The following is a 16300-nucleotide window of genomic DNA, read 5'->3' as shown; positions in this document are numbered from 1 at the left end:
TTATTTACATAGTTTAGTTAAGAGCTATTATTATGATAAATATAAAATTGTTAAAAACAAAGGACTCTCTCGCACTTTAGAAATTACTTTCTATTTTAAGACAGTCCCTTTTTTATTTTCTAGTTATTCATTTGATAATTTAAATTTATTTACTCTTCCATTCATCTCTTTAGCCATTTCTTCTAAATTTAAAATAGATTGAGAAACTTCCTCTGTTGAAGCACTCATTTCCTCTGAAGATGCTGATATCTCTTGAGATGATGCTGATATTTCTTCTGCTAGGGATGAAGAACTTTCTACTTTTTCAACTATTAGACTCATATTATCATAAACACTTTTTGCGCTTTGGTTTATTCCATAAATTTTAGGACTTACTTCTTTTATAGAATTAACAATATCTCCAAAGGATTCTAAAGAAACATTTATAATATTCATAGAATCTAACAATTCATTTTCTACATTCACACTAGAATCTACTATAGTTTTGCTCTCTTTTGAAATACTAGTGATTATTTGAGTAATATTTTCAGAAGATGCTTTACTTTGCTCAGCTAGTTTTCTTATCTCATCTGCAACTACAGCAAAACCTCTCCCTGCTTCTCCAGCTCGTGCTGCCTCTATGGCTGCATTTAAAGCAAGTAGATTGGTTTGTTCTGCAATGCTGTTTATCAAGCTAGTAATATTATTTATTTCTTGAATATTACTCTCAAGCATATTTATTTTATTTACAAAATCCTTAAAGGAACTATTTACTCCATTAATTGATTCTATTAATTTTTCCATATTTTCATTACTATCTTGAGCTGTACTGTGGACAGTCATAGAATTTATATTTACTTCTTCGATATCTTTAACAATGTTACTTAACTTTTCACTGAAGTTATCTAATATATCATTGATTGCCACTAGCTCTTGTGCCTGTTCTCCTGTACCTTTAGCTACCTCTTGTATAACCTGAGAAATATTCTCTGAAGAAGATGCCATTTCTTGTGAAGTGCTGCTTAAACTTATAGTATATGATCTAATGTCATCAGAGCTATTTCTCACCAACATAAGCATATCTTGAATATTATGCTTCATATTACTTAATGCTCTGGCTAGTTCACCAATTTCGTCTTTTTCTTTTAAATATTTGTCTTTAATTTCTAATGTATAGTCTCCCGTAGCCATGACTTTTATTTGTCCAACCATATCTGTAATTGGATTTGTTATAGCCCTACTAATCAAAGCGGTTAATAATATCGCTACAAGAACAAAAATTAAAAGAGCAATTAAGGTAGATGTTATTAGACTAGACATACCATAAAGAACTTCCTCTTCATCTGCAAAAACTATAATTGACCAATTAGTATCTAGAATTGGAGTATATGCTCCATATTTCTCTTTACCATCATATGTATATTTGTCTACTCCTTCACTACCTTGCATCATTGCTTTGTGCATTTCTGCAAGCTTCATTAATTTAGGATCTTCTTCAGATTTTTGAACAATATTTTCTCTATTTATTACATTCTCGTTATTTATGTGAGCTATAGTATACCCTTCTCTATTATATATAGCAGCTCCACCTGTTTCCCCATACTTAATGTCGTTAGTTATACTGCTCAAAATATTGCCATTTTGTAAAACTACTAGGACTCCTGTAATTTCATTTCCGTTTTTTATAGGCACTGCCATAGGCACAACTAATTCTTCACTACCATCCATACTCATAGGATCTGATACGGCCTTTTCTCCATTAAGAGCTTTATTGTAGAATTCTGCCCCTTGTATATTAAACTTTTGGCCACTTGTTGCATATAACGTACCTTTAGTATCTGCGAGGCTGATTGCTGCGTAACCTTCTCTCTTTTGTTGCTCAATTAACATTTTGTTTTTTTCTTCTAAAGATACATTAGGATCTTTAATTTTTGGCATCTCAGCTATGGTTCCCATTACACTAAGTTCTTTATCTAATCTACTCCTCACTACTTTAGAAGCTTCCTTAGCAACCTCTGGTAAGGATTGTTCTACATTTCTGATTAATAGTTTATAGGATATTGAAAAATAAATCCCCCCTAGTCCAATGCATATAATAGCGATTAAACTAGTAAAAGAAAAAATAAGTTTCCTTCTAATATTATGAGTGCTCTTTGAATCACTTTTTGAATTCTTCTTTAAACTATTCTTTAAATTGTTCTTCAAATTGCTTATCCAATTATTTTTTTGATGTTGTTTTGCTTTTCTGTTTTTTACAAATTTCTTCATAATCCCTAAGCCTCCTACACAGTTCTCCTTTGTATTATGAAATATTTTTATATTGTACCATTATATCACAATTTTTTAGTAATATATAGTAAAATTGTGTCGTATTTTATATTTTTAAGGAAAATTACCAAATGGTATTAAATGATAAAAAACAGCCTGATTTTTTTCAGACTGTTTAAAATAATCTTATTATCACATTATTTACTATATCAAAGCTATGGTGGCTCCAAATATACCTACATATTGATTGAAAGGAATAAATTTATTCCCATCCCATTTCAATGAAGTTTGTACAAGCCCTAAAGTATCTGCATTAAATCTTCCTATTATTCTTTGTAGAGCAAAAAGTTCATAGACTCCATCTCCATCAAAGTCTATAGGATATATATTTCCTACTCCAATTACATCTCCTTTTATCTCTTTTATGAGTTTGCCATTTTTATCATAAATTTCATTTAGATAATCTTGAGGCTTATTTGAAATATCAATAATAAACTGTTTATTTAAAGTTTTACTCAATACCTCCACCTTGTAGTTATCCTTATATGTGACCTCATATTCATAGCTTTTGTTAAAATCTTCATAGTCAAACAACTTCCTAGGCTGATTTCCCACAAAAGAATATAAGTAGTTGTAAGTAAATCCACCGCTTCCCCCTGAATTAATGGTAATAAAAATATCATTTATGCCATCCCCTGTGAAATCTCCTAAAAATATAGTTGGGTCATATCCAGAGTTATCCTCTAATTCTATATAGTATAATCTATTATCTTTTCCGTCTCTAATAACCAAAGTTATATGATCATAAAAAGGACTTTCTTCTCCAAAAGGTTTTTTTCCTATTAAGTAAACACCGTCTGCTATTTTATCTCCGTTTACATCACCTTTTTTATATTGAATTATACGGTATCTTCCCTCGGCCATTTCTCTATTAAGATGCGCCCATGGACAATAAAACATGAATTATCTCCTTAAAATTATTGCTTATACAGGTATAATATGTTTATTATTACCATAAGTTCACTATTATCAAAGAAATCTACTGTGAAAATTGACTTTTATAAAGATTATAATATGCCCCTCTTTTATCTATAAGCTCATGATGACTACCACTCTCTTTTATTTTTCCTTCATCAATTACCATAATAATATCTGCATCTTTAATTGTACTTAACCTATGAGCTATTATAAAACTGGTTCTTCCATTCATAAGCTTAAGGAGGGCTTCTTGTATTCTCAGTTCTGTACGGGTGTCAACACTGCTAGTGGCTTCATCTAGTATAAGTATAGAAGGATTTGATAAAATCGCTCTAGCTATAGCTAAAAGCTGCCTTTGCCCCTGACTTAAGTTTACTCCACCTTCTACAAGAAGGGTATCGTAACCTTGAGGTAATCTTTTTATAAAAGAATGGGCATTAGCCATTTTAGCTGCTTCCTCTATTTCTTCATCCCTAGCCTCTACTCTTCCATATTTAATATTTTCTTTTACTGTTCCCGAAAATAAATAAGTGTCTTGTAAGACCATGCCAAAACATCTTCTTAAGCTATCTCTAGTATATTCTTTTATATTCTTGTCATCAATTAATATTTCTCCATCGGTGGCTTCATAAAAACGGGTGAGCAAATTTACAATAGTAGTTTTACCTGCTCCTGTTGGCCCAACTAAAGCAATGTTACTTCCTTTTTTCACTTTAAAATTTATATTTTTTATTACTGGTACATCCTCTCTGTATCCGAAGGTTACGTCTCTAAACTCTACTTCTCCTCTAATATTTTCTAGAGTTCTAGCTCCTTTTACGTCTTCACTTTCTTCTTTTTCGTCTAAAATTTCAAAAACCCTTTCCGCACCAGCAACAGCTGATTGTAAAGTATTGAATATATTTGCTAAATCATTTAATGGTCTAGTAAATTGCCTGGAATAACTTAAAAAACTAGCTATTATCCCTACTGTAATTGCACCTCCACCTTTTATAGATAAAACTCCCCCTATAACAGCGACTACCGCAAACCCCAAATTATTAATCACATTCATTAGAGGCATTAGGTATCCAGACCAAATTTGAGCCTTTATTCCCACCTCACATAAATTTGAATTAATATTATGAAACTCTTCAATTATTCTATCCTCACGATTAAAGGCTTTTATTACTGCAATACCTGATATAGACTCTTCTATATGTCCATTTAAATTCCCTAATATTACTTGTTGCTCCTTAAATAAAACCTTTGTCTTCTTTGCTATATTACTGGTGAGTAAAAATACCATAGGTATGGTAATCATACTAGCCAAAGTAAGCAGTGGACTTAAAAGGAGCATCATTATAAGAGCTCCTAAAATATTTATTGAACTTGACATTAGCTGAATAGTAGACTGGGATATGGTGGTACTCACATTTTCTATATCATTAGATAATCTACTCATTATTTCACCATGAGTATGGGTGTCAAAAAAAGATATAGGTAAATTTTGAAGCTTATCAAAAAGTGAAGCTCTTAACGTAAAAACTATTTTTTGAGATACTCCAGCCATAATCCATCCTTGAATAAAACTTATGAAACTATCTGCAAAGTATGTAAATATAAGTATTCCTATAATTATTTTAAGCCCATTGAAATCTACTTTCATTTGCCCCAATGATATAATGTCTACAGCTCTCCCTATGAAGTATGGCACTAACAACCCCAGTGCTGAACTTATGATTATCAGTGAAAACACTACTAATAGAAGTTTTCTCTCTTTGCCAAAATAAGTCCATAATCTAAGAAAGGTTTCTTTGAAATTTTTAGGTTTAACAACGGGTTTCATTCCACGTCCAAAGGAACCTTTATTTTTAGAGGGTGACCCAAACCCTTTTCTCTCCATTTACACACCCTCCTTTCCTATTTGGGAACGGAATATTTCTTTATAAATATCACAGTCATTCATCAATTCTTCATGTGTTCCCATACCTACCATAGAACCATTATCTAAAACAATTATCCTATCCGCACCCATCACTGAAGTAATTCTTTGAGCAATTAAAATACAGATAGTGTTGCTAGAATATCTTTTTAAATCTTCCCTTATCTTCCCTTCTGTAGCCACATCTACAGCGCTAGTAGAATCATCTAGAATAAGTATTTTAGGTTTTTTAACTAATGCACGAGCAATTGAAATTCTCTGTTTTTGCCCTCCTGAAAGATTTACTCCTCCCTGTCCTAATACAGTATTATATCCCTCTGGAAAGGAGCATATAAATTCATGTGCTTGGGAAATTGCTGCTGCCTCTTCTACCTCTTTTATAGTTGCAAACTCATTTCCCCATTTTATATTTTCCATTATTGTTCCTGTAAATAGAGTACTTTTTTGAGGAACTATTCCTATTATTTCTCGTAAATCTTTAAGATTTAAATCTTTTATATCCACTCCATCTACTTTTACAACTCCATAAGTTGTATCATAGAAACGTGGTATTAGGTTAACCAATGTACTTTTACCAGCCCCTGTAGAACCAATGATTCCTAAGGTTTCCCCTGGGTCACATGTAAAAGTAATATTTTTTAAAACAGGTTCACTTTTACTCCCATCGTAGGAAAAGCTCACATTTTCAAAATCTATTTCCCCATAGGTTTCTTTAAAGCTTATGGTTTCTTCTTTCATATTTATATTGTTTTCTTCCGCAAAAACTTCTCCTATACGTTCTGCAGAAGCCTTTGCCCTTATAAACATTGTAAATACATGAGATAACATTATAAGAGAAAATAGAATTTGTGTCATATAATTTGTAAAAGCAATTATTTGTCCTACCTGCATATTTCCACTATTAACTCTCACTCCTCCAAACCATAGAAGTAAAATTATGCCTATATTTACTGTCAATGTTATAAGTGGATTAAATATTGATAGTATTCTAGTTCCTTTAATAGATATTTGTGCTAGGTCATTATTGGCACCTTCAAAACGATTTATCTCGTAGTCAAAACGATTAAAAGCTTTAACTACTCTTATACCCGCTAAATATTCTCTCATCACGGCATTTACTCTATCTAGTGACTTTTGTATTTTAACGAAATATGGATATCCCACTCTCATGTTAATAAATATAAGAACTACAATAATGGGCACCACAGCTAATAGTATTAATGACATAGAAGGATTAATTAAAGCAGCCATTATAAGACTTCCAATACATAGAAGTGGAGCCTTTACAAATATCCTCATCATACCATGTGCAAAATTTTGAACTTGATTTACGTCATTAGTTAATCTAGTCATCAGAGATGCTCCTTGAAATTTATCAATATTACTAAAAGAAAAACTCTGTATTTTTTCAAAAAGATCTTCTCTTAGTTTGCTTCCAAATCTTTGAGATACATTACTGGATATAATGTTACGAGTAACTGCTGACATAGCTCCTAATGCTGTAACTAATAGCATTACTCTCCCCATACTGAAAACATAATCCATGTTATTTTTAAGTACCCCATTATCAATAATTTTTGATACTATAGTAGGCTGCATTAAATCACAAAAAGCTTCGATGATTAGAAAAATTAATACAATAGCATACTTTTTCCAATATATTTTTACATATTTATTTAAATAATCCAATTCAATCCCTCTCTTAACTTCTCACTATACCTCATAAAATAATACTTTGTATTTTAAAATTATAGCATAAATTCATGAAACTATTACTATTATGATACATTCACAAATAAAAAAACACTTCTACAGACCTTAGTAACCATTTATAATTACAGGAATAACATATTAATAGTAAAAAATAAAGGAGAGGTATGATGTTAGAGTCTATATTATTAGTATCAGCATTATCTTTAGATGCATTTGTGGCTAGTATTGCCTATGGAACAAATAAGATAAAAATACCTTTTTCTTCAGTAGCTATTATTAATATTGTTTGTTCATGTATTCTTGGTGTATCTCTTTTTTTTGGCTCCTTAGTAAAAAAATTTGTACCAGGAAGCATAACATCAACAGTAAGCTTTATAATTTTATTGTTATTAGGTATATATTACTTGTTTGAATCCATTATAAAAACATACTTGCAGAAAAGTTCAACATCAACTAGAAAGTTAAAATTAAAGTTTTCTGATATCCAATTTATTATAGATATATATGTAGATGAAACTAAAGCCGATTCAAATAATTCAAAGGATCTTAGTGCAAGAGAAGCTTTATACCTTGCCGTTGCTCTTTCTTTAGACTCATTGGCTGTAGGTTTTGGAAGTAGTTTAGGGAGCATCAACTATATACAAGTTATATTATTGTCCTTAATTTCTGGCATGATTGCTGTATTATCGGGATTATTTTTAGGTAAAAAATTCGTTGAGAAATCAAAAGTTAATTTATCTTGGCTCTCAGGAGTACTCCTTATAATTTTAGCAATTTTGAGATTAATATAGATAAAATTTATCTAACTATAATAGTTTAAATAAAAAATAACACTGGAACATTAAATTAAACCCACCAGTGTTATTTTTGAACTTATTTCTTCTTAGTGTCTTTACCTTTATTCTTGTTTGCATCCTTCTTTTTACTACTATTTTTAGTAGAACTGCTTTTGCCTTTACCCTTATCCCCCATTATATATACCCCCTTCTATAATTAAATATAATTAATTTTATGAAGGTAATGATAAAAAGATTCCTAAAAATAAAATTACCAGTTATTCGATCTTTAACAATTTGCATCTATATTGCATTTAATATACTATGTAATATAAAGGAGAGATTAAATTGGGTTATATAAATGATATAAGCCCTCAAGAATTAGCTACTTTAGCCAACATAGTAGCCATCGCTTTAACAGAAGGCAGAACAGCAGATGAGTCAAATGTTTTAGGAAATTTCATAGCTACGGTAGGAGCTTTGATATTGACTATTGCAGCTCAGCAACAGAGCCTAGAAGCAAGACTGGCAGCAAAAGAAGCAAAGGATACAAAAGATAAAGATATGAAGGATACGAAAACTTCAAAAGATAAAAAGGATAAGAAAGATAAAAAAGGTGTAAAAGATGCGAAAGATACAAAAACTAAAGAAAATGAGTAATTACACTTTAAATTTATAATAATTATATTATATTTTAGTAAATTAGTTACCATACTTATTTAGAGTTTGATAAATATTAATAAGTTACACAATTAATAATATTGATTTGGAGTGATTGCATAATGAAAATAGGACAAGATTATATCGGCGTCGGTGTTGGCGCTGTAATTTTAAATGATAATGGAGAAATACTTCTACTGCTGAGAGAAAGATCCCCAGAAGCTGGATACTGGTCTATACCAGGTGGAAAAGTAGAGTTCTTTGATACAGTTGAAGATAGTATTAAAAGAGAAATCAAGGAGGAGTTGGGTGTAGAAATTGATATAATTAAGCTCTTAGGTGTTACTAATCATATATTAATAGAGGAAAAATCTCATTGGGTGGCTCCTAGCTTTCTAGTAAAAATTATAAAAGGAGAAGTAAAAAATATGGAACCGAATAAACATAAAGATATTAAATGGTTTTCCATTGATAACTTACCTGATAACATCACTCTTACTACCAAGAAAGCTATAGAGTATTTAGAAAAATAATCATTTTCAGAAATAACATCTTATATTATTATCATAGTACTAATCATAGCTACATATTATATGTCATGTGATTCTTACATTTATATAAGACAAAGAGCCTTATAGTTTGAAACTATAAGGCTATTGTCTTTTAGAGTTCTTATTAACTAGGGTATTTTAAAAAGCATTGTAAATAAATGCTGCTTTAAACAAGGTATCGTCTGAAGACAGTATTATTTGAATACTTTTTTCTACATCAACAAAGAAAACACCTATTATGTTTTCATCATTGCGAAGCTCAATTTTTGTATGAATCTGATATCCAAGTTCTTCTTTAAATATATTTATCTTGTTACACAATACCATTCCTTCATTACTTCCTACAAAGAAAACTGCTCCTTGTGGAAATGTAAAATTCATCTTATCTCCAGAATTATACTGTATAACTTGCTCCTGATCTCCATATTTAAACTCTAAATCCTTTTCCATTTCTTTCATCTACCTTTCTAAATATTTAACCACATCAATAGTACTATTCTATAGAGAAAAGCCTTTTCCTCTTATGAATGTTATATATATATAATAAAAACCGATTCTCTCTAAAGAAAATCGGCTTAATAATTTACCACTTTACCTTTTGCTACATACATTGATTTGTCAGCTTTTTGTATTAGTGTATTTATATCTTCTCCATTATAAGGATAAATACTAGATCCTATACTAAATGACACTTCTATATTAGAATTTATATTTTCAGCAAATTTATCTTTAGAACTTAAAATCCTTTTAATTATATTTTCTAAATCCTCACTGTTCCTTAGATTAGGTATAACGATTAAAAATTCATCTCCTCCAAACCTACAAACCATATCTCCATCTCTTACGCATTCTACTAAAGATTTAGCAACATTTATTAAAACCTCATCCCCAACACTATGACCATAAGTGTCGTTAATAAATTTAAATTCATCTAAATCTATAAATAACAGTCCCAATATAGTATTATTTTCCTTTGATTCTCCTATAAGTCTTTCTGCTGTTTCATAGAATAGAGTTCTATTAGCTAGTCCAGTTAATCCATCATAATAGGCTAATTTAGTTATGGTTTCTTCTTTTTCCTTCAGTTCTTCATTCATGTTGTATAGTTTATTAACATATTCTTTAAGTTGATTTATTCGAGCAAATTGATTTGTTACATCTATAAATTCTAAAAGTATAAACTTTCTATCATTTTTATCTATAGAACTTATTTTAATATTAAAATTTTCATTGTCATTAACTATACCTTTGTGTATTGCAGCAGAAAAGAACATTTTGCATCCGTCATTTAAAACACTTTCAATGGATTTAACAAAGTAACTTTTATTCAACTTTGGCATAACTTCATATATATTTTTATTCAAAACTTCTTCCATAGGGATTTTAGTTATTTTCTCCATATAATCATTCCAAAATATTATTTGGAGTTCTTCATTTAATATTATGGTTCCTTCATTTATTAAATTTAATATGCTTTTTAAAACCTTATCCATATAAATCATCTACCATCATATCTATTTTATTTATTATTTCGTTTAGAGAATTAATAGTTAAGTCAATTATTATTGCACCATCTATTTTAACATTATCTATGTTAAATGTGATGTAAAGCATTAATATGTGGGTATTTTCTTTGCTCTTAATATCTTTAGCAAAATCAATTCTATCAAAAATCTTAACTTCTGGAAGAGAGTAGTTTAATTTAATGTTTATGTAATTGCTTATTTCTCCAATTATTGAGTTCAAAATTATGTTTCCAATTTCTTTAATTATATCATAATCAACATCCGTAAAATCCATATCAATTTCTGTGTTAGGGTCCTCATTATTTATACAAACATTTATAAAAGTTTTCATCTTATCTGCTGGGAATATTAAATTTGCTTGTCCAGTTAATTGTTCTTTAAATGAAATTGAGGACACCATTAATGCCCCTTCCAATACTTTAGGAAGATAATTCTCAATTTTAAGTTCTTCACTGACAACATGTATTATATCTACATAGGGTACATCTAATATAATTTTGCTATTAATCATTTCTGAAAGCATGGACGCAGCCTTTCCAACACTTATATTAAATAACTCTTTTAATGCATCATACCTTAAATCATTATCACTCATTTATATCATTCCTTATTAATTGACTCACAAGCTTTGCTTTATCATCATTAAATGGTTTGTTTATAAAAGTCATAATCCCTAGCTGTTCTGCTTCTTCCTTTACACTTACTTGAACATCTGCCGAAATTACAACTATCTTAGCATTCTTATCCTCTTTCTTAATCTTTTTTATAAGCTCCATTCCATTTACTTTTGGCATCAATAAATCCACAAAAGTATAGTCTGGATTTAAGTCTTTATATTTTTCATACCCTTCTTGTCCATCTCCGGCAAAATGTACAGAAAAATCCTGCAAATATTTCTTTAATAAATTATTAGTGACTTTTTGTGAAAAGCTAGAGTCATCAATTATCAATATCTTCATTGGTCAAATCCTCCTGAATACATTACCATTTAATTTTAATTATAATTAAAGAAAAAAGCAATCCCATTCGGGATTACTTTTGCAATTTTTTCAACATTTTCTCAAATTAATCCAATAATTTGAGAAAAAGAAGTGAATTTTACAATAATTTTATGATTTCATCCTTTAAAATCAATAACTCTGGCGACAACAATCTATTTAATTTGTCATCATTATGAAAATCTAGAGTAATTTCCTTTTTAATGCTAGCTGGTTTATCTGACAATACATATATTCTATCAGATAAAAAAAGCGCCTCTTCTATATCATGAGTAATAAAAAGTATAGTATTATTTAATTTTTCTTTCATTTCTAAAAGCCATTTTTGCATTTTCCCCTTTGTTATTGAATCTAAGGATCCAAAGGATTCATCTAGAAGCATTATTTCTTCTGAGGTCATAAATGTCCTTAAAAAGCTTGCTCTTTGTTTCATTCCTCCTGAGAGCTGAGAGGGATATTTATCTTCATATCCCTCTAGCCCAACTATAGGAAGATATTTTTTAACTTTCTCATAGGCAACTTTTTTTTCAACACCCTTTAGTATCAGCGGTAATGAAACATTGTCCATGATACTTTTCCAAGGGAGAAGTAAATCCTTTTGTTGCATATAACCTATATTTCCATTAACTATAACTTCTCCACTATCCTTAGATGTGAGTCCTGTAATTATATTGAAAATAGTACTTTTTCCACAACCACTAGGTCCTATTAAGGATATAAATTCTCCTCTGCTAACTTTTATGCTTATATCCTTTAGTATTTGGGTTTCTCCATATTTTTTATCTACATTGTTTAAATTTATAAGATATTCTTTATTACTGTAAGAATTCATTGGTGAATGCATCTTCAACCTTTAACTCCTTATCTATTAATCCTGCGTCTTTCATGAATTTAGCATAGTCTCTCCAAATTTCCTCTTTCATTATTCCCCATTTTGGAGCATCTTTAGCATATTCTTTAGCTAAGAATTTTTGGCTTTCTATTGCAAGTTTTTCATCTATTTCTGGAGCATGTTTTAAGAACATTTTTGTACTTTCTTCTGGATTTTCTATAGCGAATTTATATCCTTTTTCTGTAGCTTTTAAAAACTTTTTAACTTTATCAGGTTTTTCATTTATAGTTTTATTATTAGTTATTAAAATTGGAGTATAGTAGTTTAAAGCTGGGTGTAAATCTTTAACTGGAATATAATTTATATCTACACCTTTTAGTTTGGCATCAATCCCTGTCCATCCTTCGAAAATCCAAGCTATATCAATATTTTTTTGAGTTGCTGCAAAAAAGTCATCATTACCTATGCTTATATTTCTAACCTTCTCATAATCTGCTCCATTATTCTCCATAACTGCTTTTAATACCGCTTCTTCAGATGGTGAACCCCATCCTCCATAGACTTTTCCTTCAAAATCCTTAACAGTATTTATATTTTTACTTTTAGGAGATGCAAAGCCTGAAGTATTATTTTGTATTATAGTAGCAATAGCCTTTACTGGAAGAGGCTCTTTGCCAGTTAATGCATAGGTTACATCCTCCTGATAGCTAACTCCAAAATCCCCTTTTCCTGTAGCTATAAGGGTAGTGGAAGAACCTTCTGAAGGTTGGACAATCTCCACATCCAATCCTTCTTCTTTAAAATATCCCTTTTCTAAAGCTACATATAGTCCTGTATGATTTGTATTCGGCGTCCAATCTAATATAACTGTAGTTTTTTCTAATCCATTTTTTCCTGTATCTTCAGCTTTATTTGAGGCACAGCCTGAAAATAATAAAGCAGTAACTCCAAGAATACTTATTAGCCATGTTAATTTTTTTCTTTTCATAATGTTTATTTACTCCTCTCTGATTTTACTTCCAATGAACTAATTTATTTCCTATAAAGTCTATTATGTAAATTATTAATATGCTAACTATAACTACTACTAAAATTGAAGCAAATACCTTGTCTAAGGCGTAAGCATTTTTTGATCTTACTATATAGACTCCTATGCCCTTATCTCCCCCTAGCCATTCCCCAACTACTGCTGACATTATCATATAAGTAGCTGCAATTTTAAGACCAGATAGAAGATTTACCATAGCATAAGGAAGCTTTAAGTGATAAAAAGTTTGTAGCTTTGATGCCTTCATAGAATGAAATAGACGAAGATAATCCTTATCTATCTTTTCTAATCCATCTACTAAACTTATTACTATTGGGAAAAAACATACCATAATTACCACTATAATTTTAGGCAAAGTTCCAAAGCCAAACCATATGATAAATAATGGTGCTATAGCTATGGTTGGAATGGTTTGAGAGATAACTAAAATAGGGTAAAAGGCCTTCTTTACAATTTCAAAACTATCCATTACTATAGCGAGTATAAATGAAAAAATTAAAGATAATCCAAAACCTACAAAAGCCTCATAAAGGGTAACCTTAGTGTGAGATAAAATAAGTTCATAATCACTATATAAAGCTCTTATAATATCTGTAGGAGCTGGGAGTATATAATGAGGTACTTTCTTTACTACCACAATAATCTGCCAAAATAGAGTTATAAGGATTATAGTTGCTATAGGATAGATCTTGCTATCTATATTTGTAGATCTTTTCATCCATAGTTACTCCTTCATTCTTGTAGTCAATCTTTACTACGGAACATACTCTTGAGGCACCTTCTTCTGCACATATTCTTTGTGCTTTTTTAACAATTTCTAATAAAGTGTCTATATCTCCCTCCATAGTAGTTTCCATAGGTCCCACTTCATATTTTACCCCTGTAGATGCTATGTATTCTATAACCTTATCTACCACAGGGTATAATCTTTCTTCAGGAACACTTGGTATTACTTGAAGACTTACATTAACATTCTTCATTTGTTTTCACCTGCTTTCAATATTTTAAATTTCAATTAATTTCTTAAAATTATTATAGATTACTTCTTTTACCTCTTCTTCTGGAAGTCTCTTAATAGCAGAGATTTCTTTTGTAATATTTTTAATATAGCTTGGGTAACCATACTCTCCATTTACCCATTCTAAGGCAGTTGGCCCATCGGTTTCTGTTAAAATCCTCTCTATAGGAAGATATTTTACTATTTCATCAGTAAGCTTAGAGTAGGAAATATCTACGCTTATAGTAAAATAGCATCCCATGTCTAAAAGCTTCTTTAAAATCTCTAAAGATCCACTATACCAATGGATTATTGGAGTTCTTAAATCATATTTTTTAATAAGATCAAGTATTTCGTCTTCTGCACCTTTGGTATGTAAATTAGTAACTTTATTATATTTTTTAGCTTCTTCTAAAAAATATTTAAGTACTTTAAGTTGTAGTGAATACCTTTCCTTTTCCAAAACCCAGTGAAAATCAAGCCCTATTTCCCCAATTATAGAAGTCTCTTTAATATACTCTTCAAAGCTTTCTAATTTATTATAATTTTCATGAGCTCTCCATGGGTGAACTCCAAAGGCGGGTATTATAAGTGAATTTTTTTCACTAAGTTTTCTTGAGAATAAATAGCTTTCTTCATCCATAGAACATGCTAATGTTTCTATATTATTTTCATTAATTATAGTTAAAGCCTTATTTAAATCCTCTCCATAAAAATCTAAATGGTTGTGGGCATCAATATACATACTTCCTCCATTAGTAAAAAATATAAAGCTAATTATTAAAACTTAATAAAAAAAGCACTGCAATAAAAACAGTGCTTAGGGTTTCAATAGAATTACTTTAGCTTTCCTACGTCGGTTTTATCCGCATCAGGTTCGAAGGGTTAAAGTTTGAACTTTTCTCAGCCGTTTGGCACCCCTAGCACTATATATTTAATTATATACTCTAATCTCCATTTGTTATTTTAACACTAATACTCAATAATTGAAAGTAATTTTTTATTTTTATTTCTAATCCTTGCCTAATATAAAAGATAGGTTATAACTTTAACTATAACCTATCTTTTAAAATATATTATTTAACTGAAGCTTCTACTTCATTGATCATCTTCATAGTTGTGTTAAATCCACCTGTAGCAACATACCAAATTTCAGAATCAAGGTATACAATTTTGTTATTTTTATATGCTGATGTGGTTTTAATTAAATCATTGTCTAAAACTTGTTTAGCAGTACTATCGCCACCTATAGCAGCTCCCCTGTCGATAACAAACAGATAATCTGGATTTTTTTCTGCTACATATTCAAAAGAAACATTTTGACCATGAGTAGATGACTTAATATCTTTATCTGTAGGAGTAAATCCAAAGCCTTTATGTATAACACCAAATCTTGACTCTGCTCCGTAAGCGCTTAAGGCTCCTTCATTGACCATAATAACTAAGCCATCCTCTCCATTTGCTTTTACTTTTTCATTTAGTGCTTTAATACTATCATCGATATTTTTAAGTTCTTTTTCTACAAACTCTTCTTTACCGAAAATTTCTCCTAAGGTTTTCATATTGCTATTAAATGAATCTATATAGTTTTCATTGTTTATTGCAAGGTAAACTGTTGGAGCAATTTTTTTGAATTCTTCATATAGTTTAGCTTGTCTTGCTGAAATAATGATTAAATCTGGTTTAAGTTCATTTATCTTTTCAAAATTTGGCTCTTGTAAAGTTCCTACATCAGTATATTTATCATCTTTATATTTTTGAAGATCTTTAGGGATATTTGATTTTGGTAATGCCACTGGTTCTATACCCATTTTATCAAGAGAATCTAAGATACCATAATCAAAAACAACTACTTTTTTAGGATTTTTATTTAATGTAGTTTCTCCTAATTCGTGGGTGATTTTAAGTTCCCCTCCAGCCTTATTTTCAGCATCATTAGAATTATTGCCTTTTAACTTTGTAAAACCAAAGGCTGCAATAACTGCTACTATTAAAATTGTTATCATCATACTTACTTTTTTATTCATTTTTCCACCTCTATATTTTTATT

General features: G+C 30.0%; 17 protein-coding genes and 1 riboswitch. Of the genes, 3 read left to right on the top strand and 14 right to left on the bottom strand.

The annotated features are described in order from the left end of the window. Window positions 1-123: 123 nt before the first annotated feature. The 4 genes from KQI86_RS10105 to KQI86_RS10090 all read right to left on the bottom strand — a co-directional run bounded on the left by KQI86_RS10105 (window position 124) and on the right by KQI86_RS10090 (window position 6838). The gene (locus tag KQI86_RS10105) at window positions 124-2247 is read right to left on the bottom strand and encodes a methyl-accepting chemotaxis protein (RefSeq protein ID WP_216439146.1); all 2124 of its coding nucleotides are present in this window, start codon (window positions 2245-2247) and stop codon (window positions 124-126) included. Between the two features lie 204 nt (window positions 2248-2451). Further along, window positions 2452-3207 carry a VCBS repeat-containing protein gene (locus KQI86_RS10100; protein ID WP_216439145.1) on the bottom strand — a complete coding sequence of 252 codons (756 nt, stop codon included), beginning with the start codon at window positions 3205-3207 and terminating at the stop codon, window positions 2452-2454. Window positions 3208-3286: 79 nt separating this feature from the next. Next, window positions 3287-5110 carry an ABC transporter ATP-binding protein gene (locus KQI86_RS10095; protein WP_216439144.1) on the bottom strand — a complete coding sequence of 608 codons (1824 nt, stop codon included), beginning with the start codon at window positions 5108-5110 and terminating at the stop codon, window positions 3287-3289. Then, entirely contained in the window at window positions 5111-6838 is a 1728-nt protein-coding gene (locus KQI86_RS10090) for an ABC transporter ATP-binding protein (protein ID WP_216439143.1), read from the bottom strand. A gap of 191 nt (window positions 6839-7029) precedes the next feature. Here KQI86_RS10090 and ytaF point away from each other — a divergent pair, with 191 nt between their 5' ends. The 3 genes from ytaF (at window position 7030) to KQI86_RS10075 (ending at window position 8831) form a co-directional block, all read left to right on the top strand. After that, on the top strand, window positions 7030-7653 hold the full coding sequence (ytaF, locus tag KQI86_RS10085; RefSeq protein WP_216439142.1) for a sporulation membrane protein YtaF: 624 nt from the start codon (window positions 7030-7032) through the stop codon (window positions 7651-7653). Window positions 7654-7986: 333 nt separating this feature from the next. Continuing rightward, window positions 7987-8298 (top strand): hypothetical protein, encoded by a 312-nt coding sequence (locus tag KQI86_RS10080; protein WP_216439141.1) that lies wholly within the window; start codon window positions 7987-7989, stop codon window positions 8296-8298. 122 nt (window positions 8299-8420) lie between these two features. After that, the gene (locus KQI86_RS10075; RefSeq protein ID WP_216439140.1) at window positions 8421-8831 is read left to right on the top strand and encodes an NUDIX domain-containing protein; all 411 of its coding nucleotides are present in this window, start codon (window positions 8421-8423) and stop codon (window positions 8829-8831) included. A 156-nt stretch (window positions 8832-8987) separates the two neighbouring features. On the opposite strand, the gene KQI86_RS10070 is transcribed toward KQI86_RS10075, so the two are convergent. From KQI86_RS10070 to KQI86_RS10025, 10 genes are all read right to left on the bottom strand, one after another. Further along, window positions 8988-9308 (bottom strand): hypothetical protein, encoded by a 321-nt coding sequence (locus KQI86_RS10070; protein WP_216439139.1) that lies wholly within the window; start codon window positions 9306-9308, stop codon window positions 8988-8990. 116 nt (window positions 9309-9424) lie between these two features. Further along, window positions 9425-10342: a diguanylate cyclase domain-containing protein gene (locus KQI86_RS10065; protein ID WP_216439138.1), complete on the bottom strand. Its 918-nt coding sequence runs from the start codon at window positions 10340-10342 to the stop codon at window positions 9425-9427. Beyond that, on the bottom strand, window positions 10335-10970 hold the full coding sequence (locus KQI86_RS10060; RefSeq protein WP_216439137.1) for a chemotaxis protein CheC: 636 nt from the start codon (window positions 10968-10970) through the stop codon (window positions 10335-10337). The genes KQI86_RS10065 and KQI86_RS10060 overlap by 8 nt, the downstream gene beginning before the upstream one ends. Continuing rightward, complete coding sequence (locus KQI86_RS10055) at window positions 10963-11334, bottom strand: response regulator transcription factor (RefSeq protein WP_216439136.1); 372 nt, start codon at window positions 11332-11334, stop codon at window positions 10963-10965. Before KQI86_RS10055 ends, KQI86_RS10060 begins: the two co-directional genes overlap by 8 nt. 139 nt (window positions 11335-11473) lie before the next feature. Next, window positions 11474-12217, bottom strand: coding sequence for an ABC transporter ATP-binding protein (locus tag KQI86_RS10050; RefSeq protein WP_246582777.1), 744 nt, complete (start codon window positions 12215-12217; stop codon window positions 11474-11476). Further along, the gene (locus KQI86_RS10045) at window positions 12189-13193 is read right to left on the bottom strand and encodes an ABC transporter substrate-binding protein (protein ID WP_216439135.1); all 1005 of its coding nucleotides are present in this window, start codon (window positions 13191-13193) and stop codon (window positions 12189-12191) included. The genes KQI86_RS10050 and KQI86_RS10045 overlap by 29 nt, the downstream gene beginning before the upstream one ends. A gap of 25 nt (window positions 13194-13218) precedes the next feature. Then, the gene (locus KQI86_RS10040; protein WP_216439134.1) at window positions 13219-13971 is read right to left on the bottom strand and encodes an ABC transporter permease; all 753 of its coding nucleotides are present in this window, start codon (window positions 13969-13971) and stop codon (window positions 13219-13221) included. After that, window positions 13946-14233, bottom strand: coding sequence for a thiamine-binding protein (locus KQI86_RS10035; RefSeq protein ID WP_216439133.1), 288 nt, complete (start codon window positions 14231-14233; stop codon window positions 13946-13948). Before KQI86_RS10035 ends, KQI86_RS10040 begins: the two co-directional genes overlap by 26 nt. Window positions 14234-14257: 24 nt before the next feature. Beyond that, on the bottom strand, window positions 14258-14995 hold the full coding sequence (locus KQI86_RS10030) for a TatD family hydrolase (protein WP_216439132.1): 738 nt from the start codon (window positions 14993-14995) through the stop codon (window positions 14258-14260). A gap of 86 nt (window positions 14996-15081) precedes the next feature. Continuing rightward, a riboswitch (TPP riboswitch) is annotated at window positions 15082-15182 on the bottom strand. 144 nt (window positions 15183-15326) lie between these two features. Beyond that, complete coding sequence (locus tag KQI86_RS10025) at window positions 15327-16277, bottom strand: siderophore ABC transporter substrate-binding protein (protein WP_216439131.1); 951 nt, start codon at window positions 16275-16277, stop codon at window positions 15327-15329. Window positions 16278-16300 lie beyond the last annotated feature (23 nt).

Origin of the sequence: Clostridium mobile (assembly GCF_018918285.1) — a bacterium.
Taxonomy (GTDB): Bacteria; Bacillota; Clostridia; order Clostridiales; family Clostridiaceae; genus Clostridium_AW; species Clostridium_AW mobile.
This window is presented reverse-complemented; position numbering and strand designations above follow the sequence as displayed.

Coding starts and splice junctions, on each gene's coding strand:
- KQI86_RS10070 (WP_216439139.1), bottom strand. CDS start 9,308: ATGAAAGAAATGGAAAAGGATTTAGAGTTTAAATATGGAGATCAGGAG.
- KQI86_RS10035 (WP_216439133.1), bottom strand. CDS start 14,233: ATGAAGAATGTTAATGTAAGTCTTCAAGTAATACCAAGTGTTCCTGAA.
- KQI86_RS10065 (WP_216439138.1), bottom strand. CDS start 10,342: ATGGATAAGGTTTTAAAAAGCATATTAAATTTAATAAATGAAGGAACC.
- KQI86_RS10025 (WP_216439131.1), bottom strand. CDS start 16,277: ATGAATAAAAAAGTAAGTATGATGATAACAATTTTAATAGTAGCAGTT.
- KQI86_RS10060 (WP_216439137.1), bottom strand. CDS start 10,970: ATGAGTGATAATGATTTAAGGTATGATGCATTAAAAGAGTTATTTAAT.
- KQI86_RS10045 (WP_216439135.1), bottom strand. CDS start 13,193: ATGAAAAGAAAAAAATTAACATGGCTAATAAGTATTCTTGGAGTTACT.
- KQI86_RS10095 (WP_216439144.1), bottom strand. CDS start 5,110: ATGGAGAGAAAAGGGTTTGGGTCACCCTCTAAAAATAAAGGTTCCTTT.
- KQI86_RS10075 (WP_216439140.1), top strand. CDS start 8,421: ATGAAAATAGGACAAGATTATATCGGCGTCGGTGTTGGCGCTGTAATT.
- KQI86_RS10050 (WP_246582777.1), bottom strand. CDS start 12,217: ATGCATTCACCAATGAATTCTTACAGTAATAAAGAATATCTTATAAAT.
- ytaF (WP_216439142.1), top strand. CDS start 7,030: ATGTTAGAGTCTATATTATTAGTATCAGCATTATCTTTAGATGCATTT.
- KQI86_RS10055 (WP_216439136.1), bottom strand. CDS start 11,334: ATGAAGATATTGATAATTGATGACTCTAGCTTTTCACAAAAAGTCACT.
- KQI86_RS10030 (WP_216439132.1), bottom strand. CDS start 14,995: ATGTATATTGATGCCCACAACCATTTAGATTTTTATGGAGAGGATTTA.
- KQI86_RS10105 (WP_216439146.1), bottom strand. CDS start 2,247: ATGAAGAAATTTGTAAAAAACAGAAAAGCAAAACAACATCAAAAAAAT.
- KQI86_RS10100 (WP_216439145.1), bottom strand. CDS start 3,207: ATGTTTTATTGTCCATGGGCGCATCTTAATAGAGAAATGGCCGAGGGA.
- KQI86_RS10040 (WP_216439134.1), bottom strand. CDS start 13,971: ATGAAAAGATCTACAAATATAGATAGCAAGATCTATCCTATAGCAACT.